Below are 19,412 nucleotides of genomic sequence, written 5' to 3' on the forward strand. Positions count from 1 at the left end.
GAGCGATCTTCGGCACGTATCACACGCCCATATAGCGGTGCGGGCGGTGATTGAACATCAGCACCAGACTCAGCATCAAGGCGCCGATGGCCGAATACAGCACCTTGTCCGGGGTCAGCACGAAGAAGGCGACCAGCATGAGCATCGCGTCGAAGCTCATTTGCACCTTGCCCGCGCTCCAGCCACGCTCGCGCTGCAGGTACACCGCCAGGATGCCGATGCCGCCCAGGCTGCCGCGGTGGCGAATGAAGAACAAGATTCCCAGGCCAGACAGCGCGCCGCCGGCGATTGCCGAAAATGCCGTACTCATGTGCGCGTAGTCGGCCCAGCGCGGCAGCAGGTTGGTCAGCACGCCGCACGCGCCGACTGCCGCGAAGGTCTTCAGGGTGAATTCCCACCCCATCCGGCGCACGCTCAGCCAATAGAACGGCAGATTGACCAGCACGAACACCAGGCCGAAATTCCAGTGCAGCGCGTAGTGCAACAGGAAGGCCACGCCGGCCATGCCGCCGATCATCAGTCCGCCCTTGGCAAAGATGGCCAGACCGAGGGATGCAACCAGGGTCGCCAGCACCATGCCTTGCGCATCCTCAGCCACCGAATGATGGAAGGCGTGGTCGTCGGCGGCAGTCCCGGCCGAATCCGGCGGAGGAGTGAGCGGGCCGGCGGTGACCACGGCACCATCGTCGGGCAAGGGTTCTTGCTCCGGTCGCAGATCGGAATCGGGAAGGCTCACGGGCTTGGGCACTGCAGTGGGGTGCGATATTAGACACTATCGACCTACCCGGTTACATCTGAAACCGGGACGACGCCTCGCCAGCTCGCTGCGTGACAGGGGCGCCTCGGCCGGCCGTCGACCGCCGCCTCCTCCGCAGCACCCGGGCATGCCGGGACGGCGCGGCAACGGTATGGCCGGGCTTCTCGATCGTCGGCAGATGCGCGGACGATTCGAGCCGGGCCGTCTTCTTCTTTGGCGCGCTCAGGCGATTCCTCCACGCGGCGGCCCGGGCCGCGTCGTCGGTACGATCCTGGCGCAACGCTGGTCGCCACGCCCGGCACGAAATGGCAGCGGCACGCAGACGGGCTGGCGTCGCCGCGGCGCCAGCAGGTCAGTTCCGTGCACGCCCGGGCAGGTATCCGCGTTTGTTATCCGTCGACACTGGCACCCGTGCACGCGGGCACCGAAGCGTGCTGCACTCAGCGCACTTCGGAAATTTCCACACCGTCCAGGCCCTGCGACAAGGTCTTGGCATCGCCACCCTGCGAGAGCTTGATGCGCAGGCGTACTTCGTTCTGCGAGTCGGCGTAGCGCAGCGCATCTTCGTAACTGATTTCGCCGGCCTGGTAGAGCTCGAACAGGCTCTGGTCGAAGGTGCGCATGCCCAGGTTGGTGGACTCCTTCATGATCTCCTTGAGCTTGTGGATCTCGCCATCGCGGATGTAGTCCTGCACCAGCGGCGTGCCCAGCATGATTTCCATCGCCACGCGTCGGCCGCGGCCGTCCGGGGTCGGAATCAGCTGCTGCGCGACCACGCCCTTGAGGTTGAGCGACAGGTCCATCAATAGCTGGTTGCGCCGATCCTCTGGGAAGAAGTTGATGATGCGGTCCATCGCCTGGTTGGCGTTGTTGGCGTGCAGCGTGCACAGCACCAGGTGGCCGGTTTCGGCGAAGGCGATCGCATGGTCCATGCCTTCGCGGGTGCGCACCTCGCCGATCATGATCACGTCCGGCGCCTGGCGCAGGGTGTTCTTCAGCGCATTTTCCCAGCTGTCGGTGTCGATGCCGACCTCGCGCTGGGTGATGATGCAGCCCTCGTGCTTGTGCACGAATTCGATCGGGTCTTCGATGGTGATGATGTGCCCGGTGGAATTCTGGTTGCGGTAGCCGATCATCGCCGCCAGCGAAGTCGATTTACCGGTTCCGGTGGCGCCGACAAAGATGATGATGCCGCGCTTGGTCATCGACAGCGTCTTGATCACCGGCGGCAAGCTCAGCTCGTCCACGGTGGGGATGCGCGTTTCGATCCGGCGCAGCACCATGCCCACCTGATTACGCTGATAGAAGCAGCTCACACGGAAACGCCCGACCCCGGATACGCCGATGGCGAAATTGCACTCGTGGGTCTTTTCGAATTCCTCGCGCTGCGACGGCGTCATCACGTTCAACACCAGGTCGCGGCTCTGCTGCGCAGTCAGCGGGGTCTGGGTAATCGGGCTGATCTTGCCGTGCACCTTGATCGCCGGCGGCATGCCCGAGGTGATGAACAGGTCCGAGGCCTTCTGATGCGCCATCAGCTTGAGGAAGGAGGTGAAGTCGATGGTGCTCATGGCGTGCTCCTCTGGAGCAGGGATTCGGGAGTGGAGATTCGGGATTGGCAAGAGCGGGTCCGGCACGGGAAATCGCAGTTGCGAATCCCCAATCCCGAATCCCGAATCCCGGCTACTCGAATATCCGCTTGTCCTTGGCGTACTCGCGCGCCTGGTTGCGCGTGATCAGGCTGCGCTTGACCAGGTCCTGCAGATGCTGGTCCAGCGTCTGCATGCCGTATTGCTGGCCGGTCTGGATCGAGGAATACATCTGCGCCACCTTGTCCTCGCGGATCAGGTTGCGGATGGCCGGGGTGCCGACCATGATTTCCCACGCCGCCGTGCGGCCGCCGCCGACCTTCTTCAGCAGTGCCTGCGAAATCACTGCGCGCAGCGATTCGGACAGCATCGAGCGCACCATCGGCTTTTCGCCGGCCGGGAACACGTCGATGATGCGGTCGATGGTCTTGGCCGCCGAGCTGGTGTGCAAGGTGCCGAACACCAGGTGGCCGGTTTCCGCGGCGGTGAGCGCCAGGCGAATGGTTTCCAGGTCGCGCAATTCGCCGACCAGGATGATGTCCGGGTCTTCGCGCAGTGCCGAGCGCAGCGCCTCGTTGAAACCGTGGGTATCGCGGTGCACTTCGCGCTGGTTAATCAGGCACTTCTGCGAGGTGTGCACGAATTCGATCGGGTCCTCGACGGTGAGGATGTGCCCGTACTCATTCTTGTTGATGTAGTCGATCATGCCTGCCAGCGTGGTCGACTTGCCCGAGCCGGTCGGGCCGGTGACCAGGATCAGGCCCTGCGGCTGGTCGATCAGCTGGCGGAAGATCGGCGGGCAGCCCAGGTCTTCCAGCGTCAGCACTTCGGACGGAATGGTACGGAACACCGCACCGGCGCCGCGGTTCTGGTTGAACGCATTGACGCGGAAACGCGCCAGCGACGGAATTTCGAACGAAAAGTCGACCTCGAGAAATTCCTCGTAATCGCGCCGCTGCTTGTCCGACATGATGTCGTACACCAGCGCGTGCACCTGCTTGTGGTCCAACGCCGGAATATTGATGCGACGGACATCGCCATCGACACGGATCATCGGCGGCAGCCCTGCAGACAGGTGCAGGTCCGATGCCTTGTTCTTGACAGAAAACGCCAATAGTTCAGCGATATCCATGCGCTGCTTTTCCCCTAGGCTGCGATTGGAAGGTACTCCCCGGCCGGCAGTATAGCGTTCTGGCTGCCGGCGGGAAGCAGCCCTGTCGCCGGTTCAGGTCGGCCGCAACGCGCCTGGCTGAAACCGTTGCCTTGCGCCCGGGTGCGGAACCGTCCAAGGCCGAACGGCTGCTGCTCGGTGGCTTCAAGGACTCGCTGGCGAGCGCAGCGCTGGCCCGAGCGTAGCCGGCCGCGCTGCCGTCAGTGCGTATCGCGCCGGGCCTTGATCGGATCTGGGGAAGGTCTCCCACCTTGCTTCCAGACACTCCTCTAAATACACGCAGCGCCGGCGCGCCGATACAGGCGCCCGGCAGCCCCCAACTGGATGGAAGCGTCTGCGGCCGGCACTATAGCGTTCCCGCCCTTCTTCGGAATGCCACGTGCCGGCTTCGTCGCTGCAGCAGATTCTCGATGCCATCCACGCCGCGGCGGCCGCACACGCGCGTGCCGACGTGCGGCTGCTGGCGGTCTCCAAGACCAAGCCGGCCGACGCCGTCGCCGCCCTGGCCGCGCAGGGCCAGCGCGCCTTCGGCGAAAATTACGTGCAGGAAGCCGATGCCAAGATTGCCCAGTTGCGTGCGTTGGGTTTGGAATGGCATCTGATCGGCCACCTGCAATCCAACAAGGCCGAACTGGCGAGCCAGTGCTTCGATTGGGTGCAGACGGTGGACCGCGCCAAATTGATTCCGCTGCTGGCACGCCATCGCCCTGCCGACCGCGCGCCGTTGAATGTGTTGATCCAGGTCAACATCGACGACGAGGACAGCAAGCATGGATGCGCACCCGAAGCGATCGACAGCCTGGCCGAAGCGATCGCCCTGCAACCGCGTTTGCAGCTACGCGGACTGATGGCCATCCCTGCCCCGTTTCCGGATCAGGCACGACGCCAGGCCGCGTTCATGCGCATGCAGGCGCTGTTCGAGCAGCTGCAAGCCCGTCATCGGCAGGTGGACACCTTGTCGATGGGCATGAGCTCGGATTTCGCCGAAGCGATCGCGGCCGGCGCCACCATGGTGCGGGTGGGCACGGCGTTGTTCGGTGCGCGCGATCAGGCGCCGGCCGCCTCTGCCTGATCGCCTCGCCTCCCACATCGATTCGTCTTATGAAGGTGCCGCAATGAACACACCTGCCTCGTCATCGCCCTCGTCTTCCGCTGCCACGTCCATCGCTTTCGTCGGCGGCGGCAACATGGCGCGCAGCCTGATTGCCGGGCTGATCCGGCAGGGCACGCCGGCTGCCAGCATCCGCGTGGCCGAGCCGGTGGCCGAGCTGCGCGACGCCTTGGCGCGCGACTTCGGCGTGCAGGTGGTCGAGGATGCGCGCGCCGCTGTCGATGCGGCCACGACCTGGGTCTTGGCGGTCAAGCCGCAGGTCTTGCCAATGGTGTGCGCGCAACTGGCAGATCTGGCGCAGGCACAACAACCGCTGCTGGTTTCCATCGCTGCCGGCATCACCGCCACGCAGCTGCAGCGCTGGTCGGGCGGCGATATCGCGGTGGTTCGTGCCATGCCCAACACACCCGCCCTGCTCGGCGCCGGTGTCACCGGGCTGTACGCCAACGCGCGCGTGTCGGCGGCGCAACGCCAACAGGCGACCCAACTGCTGGACAGCGCCGGCGTTACCGTCTGGATCGACGACGAAGTGCAGATGGATGCGGTGACCGCGGTCTCCGGCAGCGGACCGGCCTATGTGTTTCTCTTGGCAGAAGCGATGGAAGCTGCCGCGCAAGCGCAGGGCCTGCCCGCCGCAACCGCGCGCACCTTGGTGCTGCAAACGCTGCTCGGTGCCGCACGCATGCTCACCGAATCGGGCGAACCACCGGAGGTCCTGCGTCGCCGCGTGACCTCGCCCAACGGCACGACCCACGCCGCCATCGAGACGTTCCAGGCCGGCGGCTTTGAAGCCCTCACCGCCCAGGCCATTGCCGCAGCGACCGAACGCGGCCGCAGCCTGTCCGCGGCCAATGACTGATTGAAACGCGGCGGGTCTGCATGTCGCGTATCGCGCGGTGCCTTCGCGTGGCGCGCATGGCACGCCGAAAACGATTCGAACATCTGCGCAAACCGCCGCGCCAGCGCCTGATCACCGGAAGGTGGATGCAGGGCAATACAAGGCCGAAGGCTGCATAGCGCCCAATAACCGCTCCATTTGCCGCACATGGAACGTGCGTTCACGTTTGCAATCGATGGCAGCCATCTTGTCGGCGCGTGGCCCCGTTACATGCATCCCCCAAAAGGCTGGCCTTATCGGCTCGTTGCATCGTCGCCCCGGATGCGTGTTGCGGCGTTTGCTCGCGCAAACGATCTGCTGCTGTGCGTCAGACATGCAGCCAACGCGCGCATGGCACGGGCAAGCCGATGCGTTTTGTGCGCTTTTTCTGCCGCTGGTGAACGAATCCCCGTCGAAAGATGCTTTTTTCGTGCTGTTTCATCGTTTGCCTATTGGCGGCGCGCAGCAGTTGCCCTACATTTCGCGTTGCCGACTGGGTCGGCAGACCCAACACCACCAACGAATACGGAACACATCACTCATGGCAAAAACCGCCGCTAAGAAGGCTGCCCCCAAGAAGGCAGTGAAAAAGGTCGCCGCGACCAAGACCGCAAAGCCGGCCAAGGCCGCTGCTGCCAAGTCCGCTGCGCCCAAGCCGATCAAGGAAGCACTGAGCAAGACCGGCCTGGTCGCGCACATTGCCGAAAGCACCCAGTTGGCCCCGAAGGACGTCCGCGCCGTGCTGGCTTCGCTGGAAGCCACCGCACACGCCTCGCTGAGCAAGAAGGGCGTCGGCAGCTTCACCATCCCGGGCATGCTCAAGCTGACCACCGTGCACGTGCCGGCCAAGCCGAAGCGCAAGGGCATCAACCCGTTCACCAAGGAAGAGCAGATGTTCGCCGCCAAGCCTGCGACCACCAAGCTCAAGTCACGTCCACTGAAGAAGTTGAAGGACGCGGCGCTCTAATCGAGCACGCATCCTGTATCACGAAGACGGCCTGCGGGCCGTCTTTTTTTTGCGCTCGCTCCGCAGAGAGCAGCACATACCGCTCATCGGCACTGCCCTACCCTGCATGCTGGTTCGCCATCTGCAGGTGCCTGTGACCGGTCCGTCGAACACCCCGCCATCGTCGCCACGCCGAGTTGCCACCCGTAGCCCGGCACGTCGCCTGCGCAGCATTGTTGTCTCCATTGCGCTGTTGTGCGTGCTGGCGGTGGCCGCGCGCTGGGCCTGGCAGCTGCCGATCGCCCATCAGCTCCGTACCAGCTGGGAGCTGTCGCAAATGCCGCCGCCTGCGCAGTTGCATGTGCCGGTGGAAGGCGTGCGTGCGCGACAGATTGCCGACACCTTTGGTGCACCGCGTGGCCGCGACCGTACGCATGCGGGCGTGGATATCTTCGCGCCACGCGGTACACCGGTGGTGGCGGCAACGCGCGGCGTGGTCAGCGCCATCCGCGACCAGGGCCTGGGCGGAAAACAGGTCTGGCTGCTGGGTCCAGCGATGGAACGGCATTACTACGCGCATCTTGACGATTGGGCTGCCGGCCTCGCAGTAGGCGATGTGGTCGAGCCCGGCACCCTGCTCGGCAAGGTCGGCAGCACCGGCAATGCGCGCGGCACGCCGCCACACCTGCACTATGGTGTCTATGGACGCAACGGTGCGTACGATCCGCTGCCACTCCTGCGCAAACCTGCCGCTCGGCCAGCAAACTGAGCACGTTGGAACACTGCGTCATGGGCCACCCTATCGAGACGGTTGCGTCCTACGCCTATGGTGAGCACAGCCCAGAACGACGCGACCCATATGTCCCGCAAACGCTATCGCATCACGGTCACGCCGATCGAAAACGACGGCCGCCCTTGTGACGACCGCTGCACCATCGAATTCGAACAACGCTCGCGCGCCGACTGGATGCGGCTGCTCGAAGAACTGCACCTGCGCCGCGACCTGAGCAGCGACGAATGCGCGGCACTGACCGTAGGCTCGCAGTTGCTGGAAGACCTGGCGGCCCGCCCACGCGCCCAGCCCAGCGATGCGCTGGACGCATTGCGTCCCAAACTGCAGCTGCTGCTGGAACGCCTGCAGCGCGTGCACCCCGCCACCGGCGCCTGAAGACGCATCGCCGCACGTACCCGCTACACTGCGCACCTCGGGGATGGGGACGCGCCATGCGCTGGATGGGAATGCTCGTTGTCGCAGCCGCACTTTCCGGTTGCAGCTGTCATCGCACTGGCGATCCGCAGGCAAACGTCGCCTCGGCGACGCACGCTGCGAGCGCATCGCGTCCGCTCGATAACGCCGCTACCGGCACCGCGACCGCATCACCTGCCCCTGCGGCTGATCCCACCGATGCCATTGCGTTGGCCAACTACGCCCAAGCAAGCGCCACCGTTCAACGCTACCTCGGCGCGTTGCCGGGAGCTGCGCGCGCGCAGGCCGATGCCTTATGGACCGGCGGTCGCCCTCCCCCGGTACCGGACGATGCGGCCTTGCGTGCCATCCCCAATATCCAGTCGATGCGCATCAACAACGATCCGCCCTTTGCACTGGATCAGGCGCAGCCGCCACAGCGTATCGAAGTACCGGTGCAGTTGACGGTACGCACCACCACCGGCACGCAACGCCTGGTCGGGGCATACCGGCTGCAACCCCGGGCCGGCAGCGATGGCTGGGAAATCTATTCGGCCACGCTGCAGCCGGTGTTGCGCTAACCCGTGGTTCACCGGCGCCGACTAAGGTGATGTCACCTGTTGCCGGAGTCACCCGATGAAACTGCGTTCGCTTGCCGGTTCCATGCTCGCCCTCGCCTTGGCAATGCCCATCACCAGCGCCTGGGCTGCGCCGCAGATCCAGGGAAAACAAATCAGCGTGCAGGCCAGCGACCTGCAGCACTATCTGGGTGGTCGCTTCCCGCAGACACATGACACGCTGGGCGGGCTGATCGCGATGACGGTCAGCAACCCGGCGCTATCGTTGCCGCCAGGCGATCGGCTCAAGATGGCCTTCGATCTTGCCGTGGCGACCGCAGGCGGCGCTCCTGCACCGGTCGGCAATGTGACCTTGACCAGCGCACTGCGCTACGACGTGGCCAAACAGGGCTTTTATCTGGATCAACCCAGCATCGACGACTTCCGCCCCGCCCATGCAGGCGCAAAGCTCGACCACAGCACGCGGCAGCTGCTCAATACCTGGCTGGCCGACTATGCGCGCAAGGAGCCGATCTATCGGATCGACCCGGCCATTGCATCCGTGATGGGTGCGGTGCAGGTGGAATCGGTCGGCATCCAGAACGGGCGGGTTGCGGTCAACTTCAACCAGAACATCGAGCAACTGGTGCCCGCGGCAGCGCTGTCCGGGAAGTAGGTCCGCGTGGTATTGGCGTGGATGGCGACAATCCACGCAAGGCTACACATCAAGGCCCGACGCATCTGCGCCGGGCCTTGGTGTTTCGAGCTGACACTGGCCAGTGAAGAACCTATGCAGCCAAGGCCTTGGCCACGGCTGCGGCGAATGCAGGAATGTCGTCCGGCTTGCGGCTGGTAATCAGTTGGCCGTCGACCACCACTTCGGCATCCTGCCAGCGCGCACCGGCATTGATCAGGTCCGTCTTGACCGATGGCCATGAAGTGACCTTGCGGTCGCGGACCAAGTCGCTTTCGAGCAGCAACCACGGCCCGTGACAGATCGCCGCCACCGGTTTTTGTGCGTTCGAAAACGCGCGAATGAACGCGATTGCCTGCTCATCGGTGCGCAGTGTGTCGGGATTGAGCACACCGCCAGGCAACACCAGTGCGTCGTAGGATTCCGCCGTTGCCTGATCTAGCTGCCGATCGACCGTTACCGAATCGCCCCACTCTGTGTGATTCCAGCCGCGAATTTGCGCGCCGTCGCCGGGCGCGATCACCTCGACCTTGGCACCCCAGCCTTCCAGCAGGCGCTTGGGTTCGGTCAGTTCGGATTGCTCGAAGCCATCGGTGGCCAGCACGGCGACGGTTTTGCCAGAGAGCGAATAAGACATGGGAGGCTCCTTGAAAAGAAGCCCAGACCCTAGGAATCACGCCGTTGCGCATCCGTGAACCGATGTGTGCGCGGCGTCAGTACGCGCCACATGGCTGCGTGCTCAGCGCTTGGGTTGCAGCATCGTTCCGGTGCAATTCTTCGAGCCGCACCGGCATTCCCAAATTTTCTTCAGGCGTGGCGTATGACGCTCGGCAAGGGTGATGCCGTAGTTATAGGTGAGCTCTTCGCCGGGTTTGATGTCGCGCTTGGCCTCGATGAAGATCTTGTCCTTGCGGCGGTCGTCGCCCTCGGCTTCTTCGATCACCGCCTCGCAATTGGGATCGCAGCTGTGGTTGATCCAGCGCGCGACATTGCCTTCGTAGTTGGCATCCAGCACGTAGTCGTCGCTGAGCGTGAACAAAAAGGTATGCCCGCTTTCCACGTCGCCGGTGTCGTCGGCATCCACTTCGGCATGCGTGCGCAGCCGCCCCTTGTATTGAATGATGCGCTCGCCCTTGCGGAGCGGGGCGAGGGCGAACATGCCATTGCCGTGGATACGAGACTTGCGGGCGGCAACTTTGCGCGACATGTAAGGGTCCAGTGATGGGGCCGCTCATTGTGACTGCAGCGCGCCACTGCGCCAAGCACAAGCGCAGCGTGCGCCGCAACGGGCCACACTTGCCGGCGGCTGAACCGCGCCGTTGGCCCTGCCCTGCCGGAAAGAGTACAATTTCGGTCCGCTTTCGGATTCCGCCTTCACCATGTTGCGCGTCACCAAACTCACCGATTACGCCACCGTGGTGCTGACCGTCCTGGCGGCACGCTGCGATCAGGTGCTCAGCGCAAGCGAATTGGCCGAACAGGCCGGTCTGGAAGCACCGACTGTCAGCAAGATTCTCAAGCCGTTGTCGCAGGCAGGCCTGGTCGAAGGCTTGCGCGGCGTGCACGGCGGCTACCGGCTTGCGCGCGCCGCCAGCGACATCACCCTGGTGGAGATCGTCGAAGCGATGGAAGGTCCGTTGGCGATCACCGAATGCAGCCAGGACCACAGCCAGTGCGGTATCGCGCAGCGCTGCGGCGTGCGGTCGAACTGGCGCCTGATCAACGACGTGGTCGGCGATGCCTTGCGCCGCGTCACGCTCGCGCAGATGTTGCAGCCCCTCTCTCTCCCTGGCGACAGCCGTCGGCGTTCGATCGCCGCACGCGTCGCGACCACCTGACCTGTAGGCAGCCCAATGGCCACCGAACTTGCTCCTCCGCAGAATGCGCAGATCCTCGAACGGCTGGGTCGACGTTACGACGCCGGCTTCATCACCGAAATCGAATCGGACTCATTGCCGCCCGGCCTGGACGAAGACGTCATCCGTGCGTTGTCGGCCAAGAAAGACGAGCCGCAATGGATGACCGACTGGCGTCTTGAGGCCTATCGCCATTGGCTGAAGATGCCGATGCCGGAGTGGGCGAAACTGCAGATCTCGCCGATCGATTTCCAGGCGTTGAGCTATTACTCCGCACCCAAGGGCCCGAAGTACGCCTCGCTGGACGAGGTGCCCAAGGAATTGCTGGACACCTACGACAAGCTGGGCGTGCCGCTGCACGAGCGCGCCAAGCTGGCCGGCGTCGCAGTCGATGCGGTGTTCGATTCGGTCTCGGTCGGCACCACCTTCCGCAAGGAGCTGGCCGAAAAAGGCGTGATCTTCTGTTCGATGTCCGAGGCCATCAAGGAACACCCGGAGATCGTCAGGCAGTATCTTGGCAGCGTGGTGCCGGTGGGCGATAACTACTTCGCCGCGCTCAACTCGGCCGTATTCTCCGACGGCAGTTTCGTGTTCATCCCTGCGGGTGTGCGTTGCCCGATGGAATTGAGCACCTACTTCCGCATCAATGCCGGCCATACCGGCCAGTTCGAGCGCACCTTGATCGTGTGCGAAGACAAGGCCTACGTCTCGTATCTGGAAGGCTGCACGGCGCCCATGCGCGACGAGAACCAGCTGCATGCGGCGGTCGTCGAGCTGGTGACGCTGGAAGATGCAGAAATCAAGTATTCCACCGTGCAGAACTGGTACCCGGGCGACGAGGAGGGCCGGGGCGGCATCTACAACTTCGTCACCAAGCGCGCCGAATGCCGTGGCGCGCGCAGCAAGGTGACCTGGACCCAGGTCGAAACGGGCTCGGCGATCACCTGGAAGTATCCGTCGTGCGTGCTGATTGGCGACGATTCGGTGGGCGAATTCCATTCGGTCGCGCTGACCCACCACCGTCAGCAGGCCGACACCGGCACCAAGATGATCCACATCGGCAAGCGCACCAAAAGCAAGATCGTCAGCAAGGGCATCAGTGCCGGCCGCGGCCAAAATACCTATCGCGGCCAAGTCAAGGTGGACCGCAATGCCGATGGCGCACGCAACTACACGCAGTGCGATTCGCTGTTGATCGGCAAGCAGTGCGGCGCCCACACCTTTCCCTATATCGAGGTGAAGAACCCGGGTGCCACCGTCGAACACGAGGCCACCACCTCCAAGATCAGCGACGACCAACTCTTCTATTGCCGCGCGCGTGGCATCAGCCAGGAAGATGCGGTGTCGTTGATCGTCGACGGCTTCTGCAAGCAGGTGTTCCGCGAGCTGCCGATGGAGTTCGCAGTGGAAGCCAAGAAGCTGCTGGAAGTCTCGTTGGAAGGCAGCGTCGGCTGACACATCTTTCCTTCTCCCCTCGGGAGAAGATGGCGCGCAGCGCCGGATGAGGGTACGAGCGAAGCCAAGTGCACTCAAACAGCACGATGCTTCGCACCAACCCTCACCCCAACCCCTCTCCCGGCGGGAGAGGGGCTCAATCACTGGATAAGACCATGCTCAACATTCAAAACCTCCACGCCAGCATCGCCGGCAAAGACATCCTCAAAGGCCTGTCGCTGGACATCCAGCCCGGCCAGGTGCACGCCATCATGGGTCCCAATGGCGCGGGTAAATCCACGCTGGGCAATGTGCTGGCCGGTCGCGATGGCTATGAGGTCGGCGCAGGCAGCGTGCAGTTCGACGGCAAGGATCTTCTCGACCTTCCGCCGGAAGAGCGCGCCGCCGCCGGCCTGTTCCTGGCCTTCCAGTACCCGGTGGAAATTCCCGGCGTCAACAACACCTATTTCCTGCGCGCCGCGCTCAATGCGCAGCGCAAGGCGCGCGGCGAAGACGAGCTGGATTCGATGCAGTTCCTCAAGCTGGTGCGGCAGAAGCTGGCCGTGCTGCATCTGAAGGACGAGCTGCTGCATCGCGGTGTCAATGAAGGGTTCTCCGGCGGCGAAAAGAAGCGCAACGAGATCTTCCAGCTGGCAGTGCTCGAGCCCAAGCTCGCCATCCTGGACGAGACCGATTCGGGCCTGGATATCGATGCGCTCAAGAGCGTGGCCGACGGCGTCAACGCGCTGCGTTCGCCCGAGCGTTCGTTCCTGGTCATCACCCACTATCAGCGCCTGCTCGACTACATCAAGCCGGACGTGGTGCATGTGCTGGCCGAGGGCCGCATCGTGCAGAGCGGTGGCCCGGAACTGGCGCTGGAGCTGGAAAAGCACGGCTACCACTTCCTGAAGGACCGCGTCGTGCCTGAGGTTGCCGCCTGATGAGCGCCCTGCTCGATTCCCTGGCGCGCGGTTTCTGCGGCAGTGACGCACGCCGCGCCGAGCTCGATGCCGCCCTGCAGACCGGCCTGCCCGGCCCGCGTGCCGAGGCCTGGAAATACACCTCGTTGCGGCAGCTGGAACGGCGCAGCTTTCAGCCTGCCCCGCTGGTGCCCACGCTGGTGGATGCCGCCGCGCTGGACGACATTCCGTCGCCACGCCTGGTCTTCGTCAATGGCCGCCCATCCGAGGCGCTCAGCGATCTGTCCACGTTGCCGGAAGGCGTGCAGTTGGACACCCTGTCTGCATCGTTGGCTGCAAGCGACGAGGCGCAGCAGTTGCTGGGCCGCCGCTTCGACGGCAGCGATGAAGTCTTTGCGCGTCTGAATGCTGCGCTTGCCGACGAAGGCGTGCTGGTGCGCGTGCAAGCCGGCGCGCAGATCGAGCTGCCGCTGCATCTGGTGTTCGTCGGCGTGGCCGGCGAGCAGGATCTGTCTTGGCATCACCGCCATCTGATCGAATTGCGTGCCGGCGCCGCATTGCAGGTGGTCGAGCATCATCTGCACGTGGGCGATGCCGCGCATCTGGCCAACAGCGTGATGCATGTGCATCTGGCCCAGGGTGCAGCACTGTCGCACGCGCGCGTGCAAGCCGGCAGCGCACATGCGACGTCGCTGCTGCGCACCGAGGCGGTGCTGGCACGCGACGCCCGCTACCAGCGTGTGGACCTGGAGTTGGGTGCCGGGCTGTCGCGGCACGAGCTCAACGTGCGGCTGGAAGGCAACAACGCCCAGCTCACCGCCAATGGCGTGCTGCTCGGCAACGGCCGCCGGCATGTGGACACGCGCCTGGGCATCGAGCACATCGCGCGCGACACCGCCTGCGAGCTGGTGTGGCGCGGTGTGGGCGCGGACCGCAGCCGCGTGGTATTCCATGGGGGCATCCGCATCCGCGCAGGTGCCGACGGCACCGATGCACGGTTGTCCAACAAGAATCTGCTGCTGTCGTCCAACGCCGAAATCGACACCCAGCCGGTGCTGGTGATCGATGCCGACGAGGTACAGGCCGCGCATGGTGCCACGGTGGGCCAGCTCGACGACAACGCCTTGTTCTACTTGCGCTCGCGCGGCTTGCCGCAGGAAGAAGCGCAGCGCCTGCTGAGCGCCGCGTTCTGTCATGAGCCCTTGCGCGTGCTGCCAGCCGCCCTGAGTGCCGTGCTGGCACTGCAATTGGACCGTGCATTGAATTCGGCAGGCGTGGCATGAACATGCCGGCCATTCCGCCCAGCGCAGCGCCCGATTGGGACCGTGTGCGCCTGGATTTCCCGCTGCTGATGCGGCAGGTGCATGGCAAGCCGCTGATCTATTTCGACAACGCCAACACCGGCCAGAAGCCGCTGCAGGTGATTGCCGCCACCGACGAGTTCTACCGGCGCCAGAATGCCAACGTGAGCCGTGCCGTGCATGCGCTCGGCAGCGAGGCGACGGACGCGTTCGAGGGCGCGCGCAGCAAGCTGGCGCGCTTTCTCAACGTCCGCGCCGATGAGCTGGTGCTGTGCAGCGGCACCACCTTTGCAATCAATCTGGTGGCGTATTCGTGGGCATTGCCGCGGCTGGGCGCCGGCGATGTGATCCTGATTTCGCGCATGGAACACCATGCCAACATCGTGCCGTGGCAGTTGGTGGCCCAGCGCACCGGCGCCACCATTCGCGTGGCCGAAATCACGCCCGATGGCGCGCTGGATCTGGATGCCTTGCGCAAGGCGATGACCCCGGACGTCAAGCTGCTGGCAATCACCCACGTGTCCAACGTGCTCGGCACGGTCAACCCGGTACGCGAGATCTGCCGCGAAGCGCGCAAGCGCGGCATCGTCACCATGGTGGACGGCTCGCAGGCGGCACCGCATCGACGCATCGACGTGGCCAGCATCGGCTGCGATTTCTACGCCATCACCGGGCACAAGATGTGCGGCCCTACCGGCACCGGCGCACTGTGGGCTCGTCGCGAGCATCTGCAGGCGATGCCGCCATTTCTGGGCGGCGGCGAGATGATCAAGGAAGTCAGCTTCGAAAACACGGTCTTCAACGATGCGCCGCACAAGTTCGAAGCCGGCACGCCCAACATCGCCGGTTTCGTCGGCCTGGGTGCAGCGGTGGATTACCTGGAGTCGCTCGGGCTGGCGCACGTGGAAGCACGCGAAGCCGAACTGCTCGCCCATTTCACTGAAGAGCTGCAACGCATCGATGGCCTGCGCATCTTCGGCACCACGCCCGACAAGGCCGCGGTGGTGTCGTTCCTGATCGAAGGTGCGCACTCGCACGACCTGGCCACCCTGCTCGACCTGGAAGGCGTCGCGGTGCGCTCGGGCCAACACTGCGCGCATCCGCTGCTGCAGTACTACGGTGTCGCCGCCACCTGCCGCGCGTCGCTGGCGTTCTACAACACGCACGACGAAATCGAGCGCTTTGTCGCCGCGTTGGTGAAGGTGCGTCGACTGTTGGGCTGATGGGAATCGGGAATCGGGAATCGGGAATGGAGAATCGGAAGAGCGGTTCTCCCGAACGCTGGTAACGCCGGTAACGCTCGATGCATGGAACATGGCTCATCGAGCAGCACGTGCTTTTCCCCATTCCTCATTCCTCATTCCCGATTCCTCATTCCCGATTCCTCATTCCCGATTCCTCATTCCCGATTCCCGATTCCCGATTAAACTGCCTCCATGCAGACCACCACTTTCCGCACCGCCACCGTCGCTGACATCGACGCCCTTGTCCTGCTGGTGACCTCGGCCTATCGCGGCGATAGCAGCCGCGTGGGCTGGACCACCGAGGCCGATATTCTCGAGGGTGCGCGTATCGATCCGGCCGTGCTGCGCGACGATCTCCTGCGCGAACGCAGCCTGGTGCTGGTGGTCGAACAGGATGAGCGGCTGGTGGCCTGTGCGCATATCGCCGATGACCACGGCGCCGGGTACTTCGGGATGTTCGCGGTGGATCCTTCGTTGCAGGGCAGCGGGCTCGGCAAGACGCTGTTGGCCGAAGCCGAGCGCCTGGCACATAGCCAGTGGCAGCTGCCGGTCATGCGCATGACCGTCATCGATGTGCGCGATGAACTCATCGCGTTCTACGAACGCCGCGGGTATCGCCGCACCGGCATCGTCAAACCCTTCCCGTACGGCGACGAGCGCTTCGGCATTCCGCTGCGCCAGGATCTGCGTTTTGAAGTGCTGGAAAAGCAGTTGGGCGGGCCAACCCCGTGAGCGACACCTGGACCTTCGTCTGTGCCAGCGATGCGCTGCTGCCCGGTGAAATGCAGACCGTCTGGGACGAGGTCACCGACACGCCGATCGTGGTGTTCAACCTCGATGGCGCCTTGTATGCGCTGGAAGACCGCTGCAGCCACGAAGACTACGAATTGTCGCCCGGCAGCTTCGATCCGGTTGCCGGCACCATCGAATGCCAGTTGCATAGCGCGCGCTTCGATGTCCGCGACGGCCGCCCCTTGTGCGCGCCTGCCTACACGGCCGTGCCCAAGTTCCCGGTCAAGCGCGAACACGACGGTATCTGGACCCGCGACGATCGCTGACGCGGTGCATTGCGGCGGCCAGCGCTCCAGGGCGCTAGGGCGCCACGCGTTGCAGCGTCTGCCATCGATCGGTAAATATTGCAAAGAAGAATGATTTGCATTTAAGATCGCATCCTTAAGGCCTTCTTAACAACTGGCCTGTCTGCGACCCCATGCAACCAGTCCTGCTCGACACCCGCCCCGCTCGTTCGCTGCGCCTGCGCGCCCTCGCGCAGCGCTTCAGCTTGCCTGGCTTCGGCGACTGTCGGCGCAGCGCATCGGATTAGCCGGCGCAGCGTCCACGCATTCCATCCCGCATCCGCCGAGCCATCGCCAGGTGGGAGCCTCGCCTCCTCTTTGAGACCTTCCATGACGCCTAGCATTTCCCCGCTCGCTTCGGCCGTGTTGCTGACGCTGTCCGCCCCCGCTTTCGCCCAGCCTGACGATGTGTCGGCGCCTCCAGGGGCGGTGGATCTGGATGCGATCCGGGTGCAGCAGGAACGTGCGCAGAAGCCGTCTTCGCCCAAGTACACAGAAGCGCTGCGCGACACGCCGCAGACCATTACCGTGGTCACCAAGCAGACCATGGACCAGCAGAATCTGCTGTCGCTGCGCGATGTGCTCAGCACCCTGCCCGGCATCACCTTCGGTGCGGGCGAAGGCGGCGGCGGCTATGGCGACAGCATCAACCTGCGCGGCTTCACCGCCAGCAGCGACATCACCACCGACGGCGTGCGCGACAGCGCGCAGTACAGCCGCAGCGACACCTTCAACCTCGAATCCGTCGAGCTCATCAACGGTGCCAACTCGGCCATGTCCGGCGCCGGCTCGGTCGGTGGCAACATCAATCTGGTCACCAAGACTGCCGGCCAGGGCAACTTCACCAACGTCATGATCGGCGGCGGCAGCGACCGTTACGGCCGCCTCACTGCCGACAGCAATTACGATTTCGAAAACGGCACTGCCGTGCGCTTGAATGCGATGGGCCACACCCAGGACGTGCCGGGCCGCGATGAAGAATTCCGTCACCGCTGGGGGTTTGCGCCGTCGGTGGCGTTCGGCCTGGGCTCGGACACGCGTTTCACGCTGAGCTATCTGCACCAGCACGACAACAACCTGCCGCAGTACGGCGTGCCCTTCGCGCTCAGCCCGTTCAACGATGGCCCGCTGCCGGGCGTGGACCGCGAAACCTACTACGGTTATCGCAATGTGGCGCGTCAGGAGATCGACGTGGACATGCTCACCGGCGTGCTGGAAATGGACTTCGACGACAACGTCAAACTGCGCAGCCTGGCGCGCTTGCAGCGCGTGGATCAGCGCACCACCGCCACTGCTCCGGAGGGCACCTGGTGCCTGCCCGACAACACCAACGCCTACACCGGCCGCGCGTGCGTGGGCCAGCCGCCGTCCACCTGGAACCCCAACAGCGGGCCGCGCGGACTGGTGCGCGATACCGAAAACTTCATCGCGCACAGCCAGACCGACCTGACCGCCACGCTGCACACCGGTGCAATCGAACATCGCGTCGTCGCCGGCGTCGCCTTCAGCAAGGAAGACTTCGAGCTGGATAGCGGTTCGCTGTTCCGCAATGCCGACGGCTCCACCACCGGCATCACCTACCCGCTGCAGTCGTTCGACAACCCGTACAACATCTGGACCGGCCCGCAGAACTATTTCCGCACCGGCCGCAGCAAGGGCAGCCTGACCAACCAGGCGGTGTACCTGTTCGACACGCTGCAGTTCAACGAGCAATGGATGCTCAACCTGGGCGGCCGCTACGAGCATAACGAAGGTGACACCACCACCTACACCGTCAACGCTACCGGCGGCATCACCGGCGTGACTGCGGGCTTCCCCGCCGGCAGCAAGGACGATCTGTTTTCCTATCGCGCCGGCCTGGTGTTCAAGCCGGTCGACAACGCCAGCCTGTACCTGTCCTATGCAAATGCGAAGACGCCTTCCAAGGCCTCGGTCAACGGCTCGTGCACGCCGATTGCCACCTCCACCGTGGGTGCCAACTGCAATGTCGAACCGGAAAGCGCGGTCAATATCGAACTGGGCGGCAAGTGGGATGCGCTGGACGAGCGCCTGGCGCTGACCGCTGCGGTGTTCCGCAACGAACGCGAGAACTACAAGGTCAACAGCGGCGACCCGCTGGTCCCCGAGCAGGTGCTGGACGGCAAGGCGCGCGTGGACGGCATTGCGCTGGGCGCGGCCGGCTACCTGACCGAGCGCTGGTCCATCTTCGCCAACTACACCTTCCTGGACAGCGAAGTGCTGCAGAGCGTGTCCAACCGCACCGCCAGCCTGACAGGCGACCCCATCGCCGGGCGCGAGCTGGTGCAGACCCCGCGCAACGCCGGCAATCTGTGGACCACCTACCAGCTCAACCAGTGGACCTTCGGTTACGGCGTCAACTATCAGGGCAGCTTCTACCCGAACAACACCTCGACCGCGGTCTACCGCAAGACCGACGCCTATTGGGTGCATCGCGCCATGGTCGGCCTGCGCGTCAACACGTGGCTCAGCCTGCAGTTGAACGTCAACAACCTGTTCGACAAGGTCTATTACACCAGCATCCGCAACAACCTCACTGTCAATGCCGCAGGAACCGTCACGGCGGGTAGCGGTTGGGCATTGCCGGGGGACGGCCGCTCGGCAGTGTTGAACGCCACCTTCAGCTTCTAACCCTCAGGCACGCCGTGCGCGCTGCGCGGGCGACGTGGAGACCA

General features: G+C 64.3%; 20 protein-coding genes. 15 read left to right on the plus strand and 5 right to left on the minus strand.

Annotated features, from left to right (window positions below; translation table 11 throughout):
• Nucleotides 1-19: 19 nt before the first annotated feature.
• From HLH45_RS18865 to HLH45_RS18875, 3 genes are all read right to left on the minus strand, one after another.
• Nucleotides 20-694 carry a YitT family protein gene (locus HLH45_RS18865; RefSeq protein WP_008571826.1) on the minus strand — a complete coding sequence of 225 codons (675 nt, stop codon included), beginning with the start codon at nt 692-694 and terminating at the stop codon, nt 20-22.
• Nucleotides 695-1,197: 503 nt separating this feature from the next.
• Nucleotides 1,198-2,328 (minus strand): PilT/PilU family type 4a pilus ATPase, encoded by a 1,131-nt coding sequence (locus HLH45_RS18870; RefSeq protein ID WP_008571827.1) that lies wholly within the window; start codon nt 2,326-2,328, stop codon nt 1,198-1,200.
• Between the two features lie 112 nt (nt 2,329-2,440).
• Nucleotides 2,441-3,478, minus strand: coding sequence for a type IV pilus twitching motility protein PilT (locus tag HLH45_RS18875; RefSeq protein ID WP_003489919.1), 1,038 nt, complete (start codon nt 3,476-3,478; stop codon nt 2,441-2,443).
• Nucleotides 3,479-3,896: 418 nt separating this feature from the next.
• Between HLH45_RS18875 and HLH45_RS18880 the strand changes: the two genes are divergently transcribed.
• The 7 genes from HLH45_RS18880 (at nt 3,897) to HLH45_RS18910 (ending at nt 8,870) form a co-directional block, all read left to right on the plus strand.
• Nucleotides 3,897-4,589 (plus strand): YggS family pyridoxal phosphate-dependent enzyme, encoded by a 693-nt coding sequence (locus HLH45_RS18880; protein WP_008571828.1) that lies wholly within the window; start codon nt 3,897-3,899, stop codon nt 4,587-4,589.
• A gap of 43 nt (nt 4,590-4,632) precedes the next feature.
• On the plus strand, nt 4,633-5,487 hold the full coding sequence (gene proC, locus HLH45_RS18885) for a pyrroline-5-carboxylate reductase (protein ID WP_033478563.1): 855 nt from the start codon (nt 4,633-4,635) through the stop codon (nt 5,485-5,487).
• A 559-nt stretch (nt 5,488-6,046) separates the two neighbouring features.
• Nucleotides 6,047-6,472, plus strand: coding sequence for an HU family DNA-binding protein (locus tag HLH45_RS18890; protein ID WP_008571830.1), 426 nt, complete (start codon nt 6,047-6,049; stop codon nt 6,470-6,472).
• 106 nt (nt 6,473-6,578) lie between these two features.
• Nucleotides 6,579-7,220 (plus strand): M23 family metallopeptidase, encoded by a 642-nt coding sequence (locus HLH45_RS18895; RefSeq protein WP_014090668.1) that lies wholly within the window; start codon nt 6,579-6,581, stop codon nt 7,218-7,220.
• A 57-nt stretch (nt 7,221-7,277) separates the two neighbouring features.
• Entirely contained in the window at nt 7,278-7,619 is a 342-nt protein-coding gene (locus HLH45_RS18900) for a DUF3861 family protein (protein ID WP_003489901.1), read from the plus strand.
• 56 nt (nt 7,620-7,675) lie between these two features.
• Nucleotides 7,676-8,218: a hypothetical protein gene (locus tag HLH45_RS22020; protein WP_011348113.1), complete on the plus strand. Its 543-nt coding sequence runs from the start codon at nt 7,676-7,678 to the stop codon at nt 8,216-8,218.
• 55 nt (nt 8,219-8,273) lie between these two features.
• Nucleotides 8,274-8,870 carry a DUF1439 domain-containing protein gene (locus HLH45_RS18910; protein ID WP_008571834.1) on the plus strand — a complete coding sequence of 199 codons (597 nt, stop codon included), beginning with the start codon at nt 8,274-8,276 and terminating at the stop codon, nt 8,868-8,870.
• A 112-nt stretch (nt 8,871-8,982) separates the two neighbouring features.
• Here HLH45_RS18910 and HLH45_RS18915 read toward each other — a convergent pair whose 3' ends face one another.
• Together HLH45_RS18915 and HLH45_RS18920 are read right to left on the minus strand one after the other, a co-directional pair.
• Nucleotides 8,983-9,525 (minus strand): type 1 glutamine amidotransferase domain-containing protein, encoded by a 543-nt coding sequence (locus tag HLH45_RS18915; protein WP_008571835.1) that lies wholly within the window; start codon nt 9,523-9,525, stop codon nt 8,983-8,985.
• A gap of 102 nt (nt 9,526-9,627) precedes the next feature.
• Nucleotides 9,628-10,095 (minus strand): SET domain-containing protein, encoded by a 468-nt coding sequence (locus tag HLH45_RS18920; RefSeq protein ID WP_003487757.1) that lies wholly within the window; start codon nt 10,093-10,095, stop codon nt 9,628-9,630.
• A 172-nt stretch (nt 10,096-10,267) separates the two neighbouring features.
• On the opposite strand from HLH45_RS18920, the gene HLH45_RS18925 reads away from it, so the two are divergent.
• The 8 genes from HLH45_RS18925 (at nt 10,268) to HLH45_RS18960 (ending at nt 19,368) form a co-directional block, all read left to right on the plus strand.
• Nucleotides 10,268-10,726: an SUF system Fe-S cluster assembly regulator gene (locus HLH45_RS18925; protein ID WP_011348117.1), complete on the plus strand. Its 459-nt coding sequence runs from the start codon at nt 10,268-10,270 to the stop codon at nt 10,724-10,726.
• 15 nt (nt 10,727-10,741) lie between these two features.
• On the plus strand, nt 10,742-12,199 hold the full coding sequence (gene sufB / locus HLH45_RS18930) for a Fe-S cluster assembly protein SufB (protein WP_008571839.1): 1,458 nt from the start codon (nt 10,742-10,744) through the stop codon (nt 12,197-12,199).
• A gap of 155 nt (nt 12,200-12,354) precedes the next feature.
• Complete coding sequence (gene sufC, locus HLH45_RS18935; RefSeq protein WP_008571840.1) at nt 12,355-13,119, plus strand: Fe-S cluster assembly ATPase SufC; 765 nt, start codon at nt 12,355-12,357, stop codon at nt 13,117-13,119.
• A complete protein-coding gene (gene sufD, locus HLH45_RS18940) occupies nt 13,119-14,381 on the plus strand; it encodes a Fe-S cluster assembly protein SufD (protein ID WP_005913315.1) in 1,263 nt (420 codons plus the stop codon). The genes sufC and sufD overlap by 1 nt, the downstream gene beginning before the upstream one ends.
• The gene (locus tag HLH45_RS18945; protein WP_005913317.1) at nt 14,378-15,622 is read left to right on the plus strand and encodes a cysteine desulfurase; all 1,245 of its coding nucleotides are present in this window, start codon (nt 14,378-14,380) and stop codon (nt 15,620-15,622) included. Before sufD ends, HLH45_RS18945 begins: the two co-directional genes overlap by 4 nt.
• Before the next feature lie 213 nt (nt 15,623-15,835).
• Complete coding sequence (locus HLH45_RS18950) at nt 15,836-16,375, plus strand: GNAT family N-acetyltransferase (protein ID WP_008571841.1); 540 nt, start codon at nt 15,836-15,838, stop codon at nt 16,373-16,375.
• Nucleotides 16,372-16,701, plus strand: a complete 330-nt coding sequence (locus HLH45_RS18955; protein ID WP_008571843.1) for a non-heme iron oxygenase ferredoxin subunit — start codon at nt 16,372-16,374, stop codon at nt 16,699-16,701. The genes HLH45_RS18950 and HLH45_RS18955 overlap by 4 nt, the downstream gene beginning before the upstream one ends.
• A 348-nt stretch (nt 16,702-17,049) precedes the next feature.
• The gene (locus HLH45_RS18960) at nt 17,050-19,368 is read left to right on the plus strand and encodes a TonB-dependent receptor (RefSeq protein ID WP_008571845.1); all 2,319 of its coding nucleotides are present in this window, start codon (nt 17,050-17,052) and stop codon (nt 19,366-19,368) included.
• Nucleotides 19,369-19,412: the final 44 nt, after the last annotated feature.

It is taken from the genome of Xanthomonas euvesicatoria, from assembly GCF_013112235.1.
Lineage (GTDB): Bacteria > Pseudomonadota > Gammaproteobacteria > Xanthomonadales > Xanthomonadaceae > Xanthomonas > Xanthomonas euvesicatoria.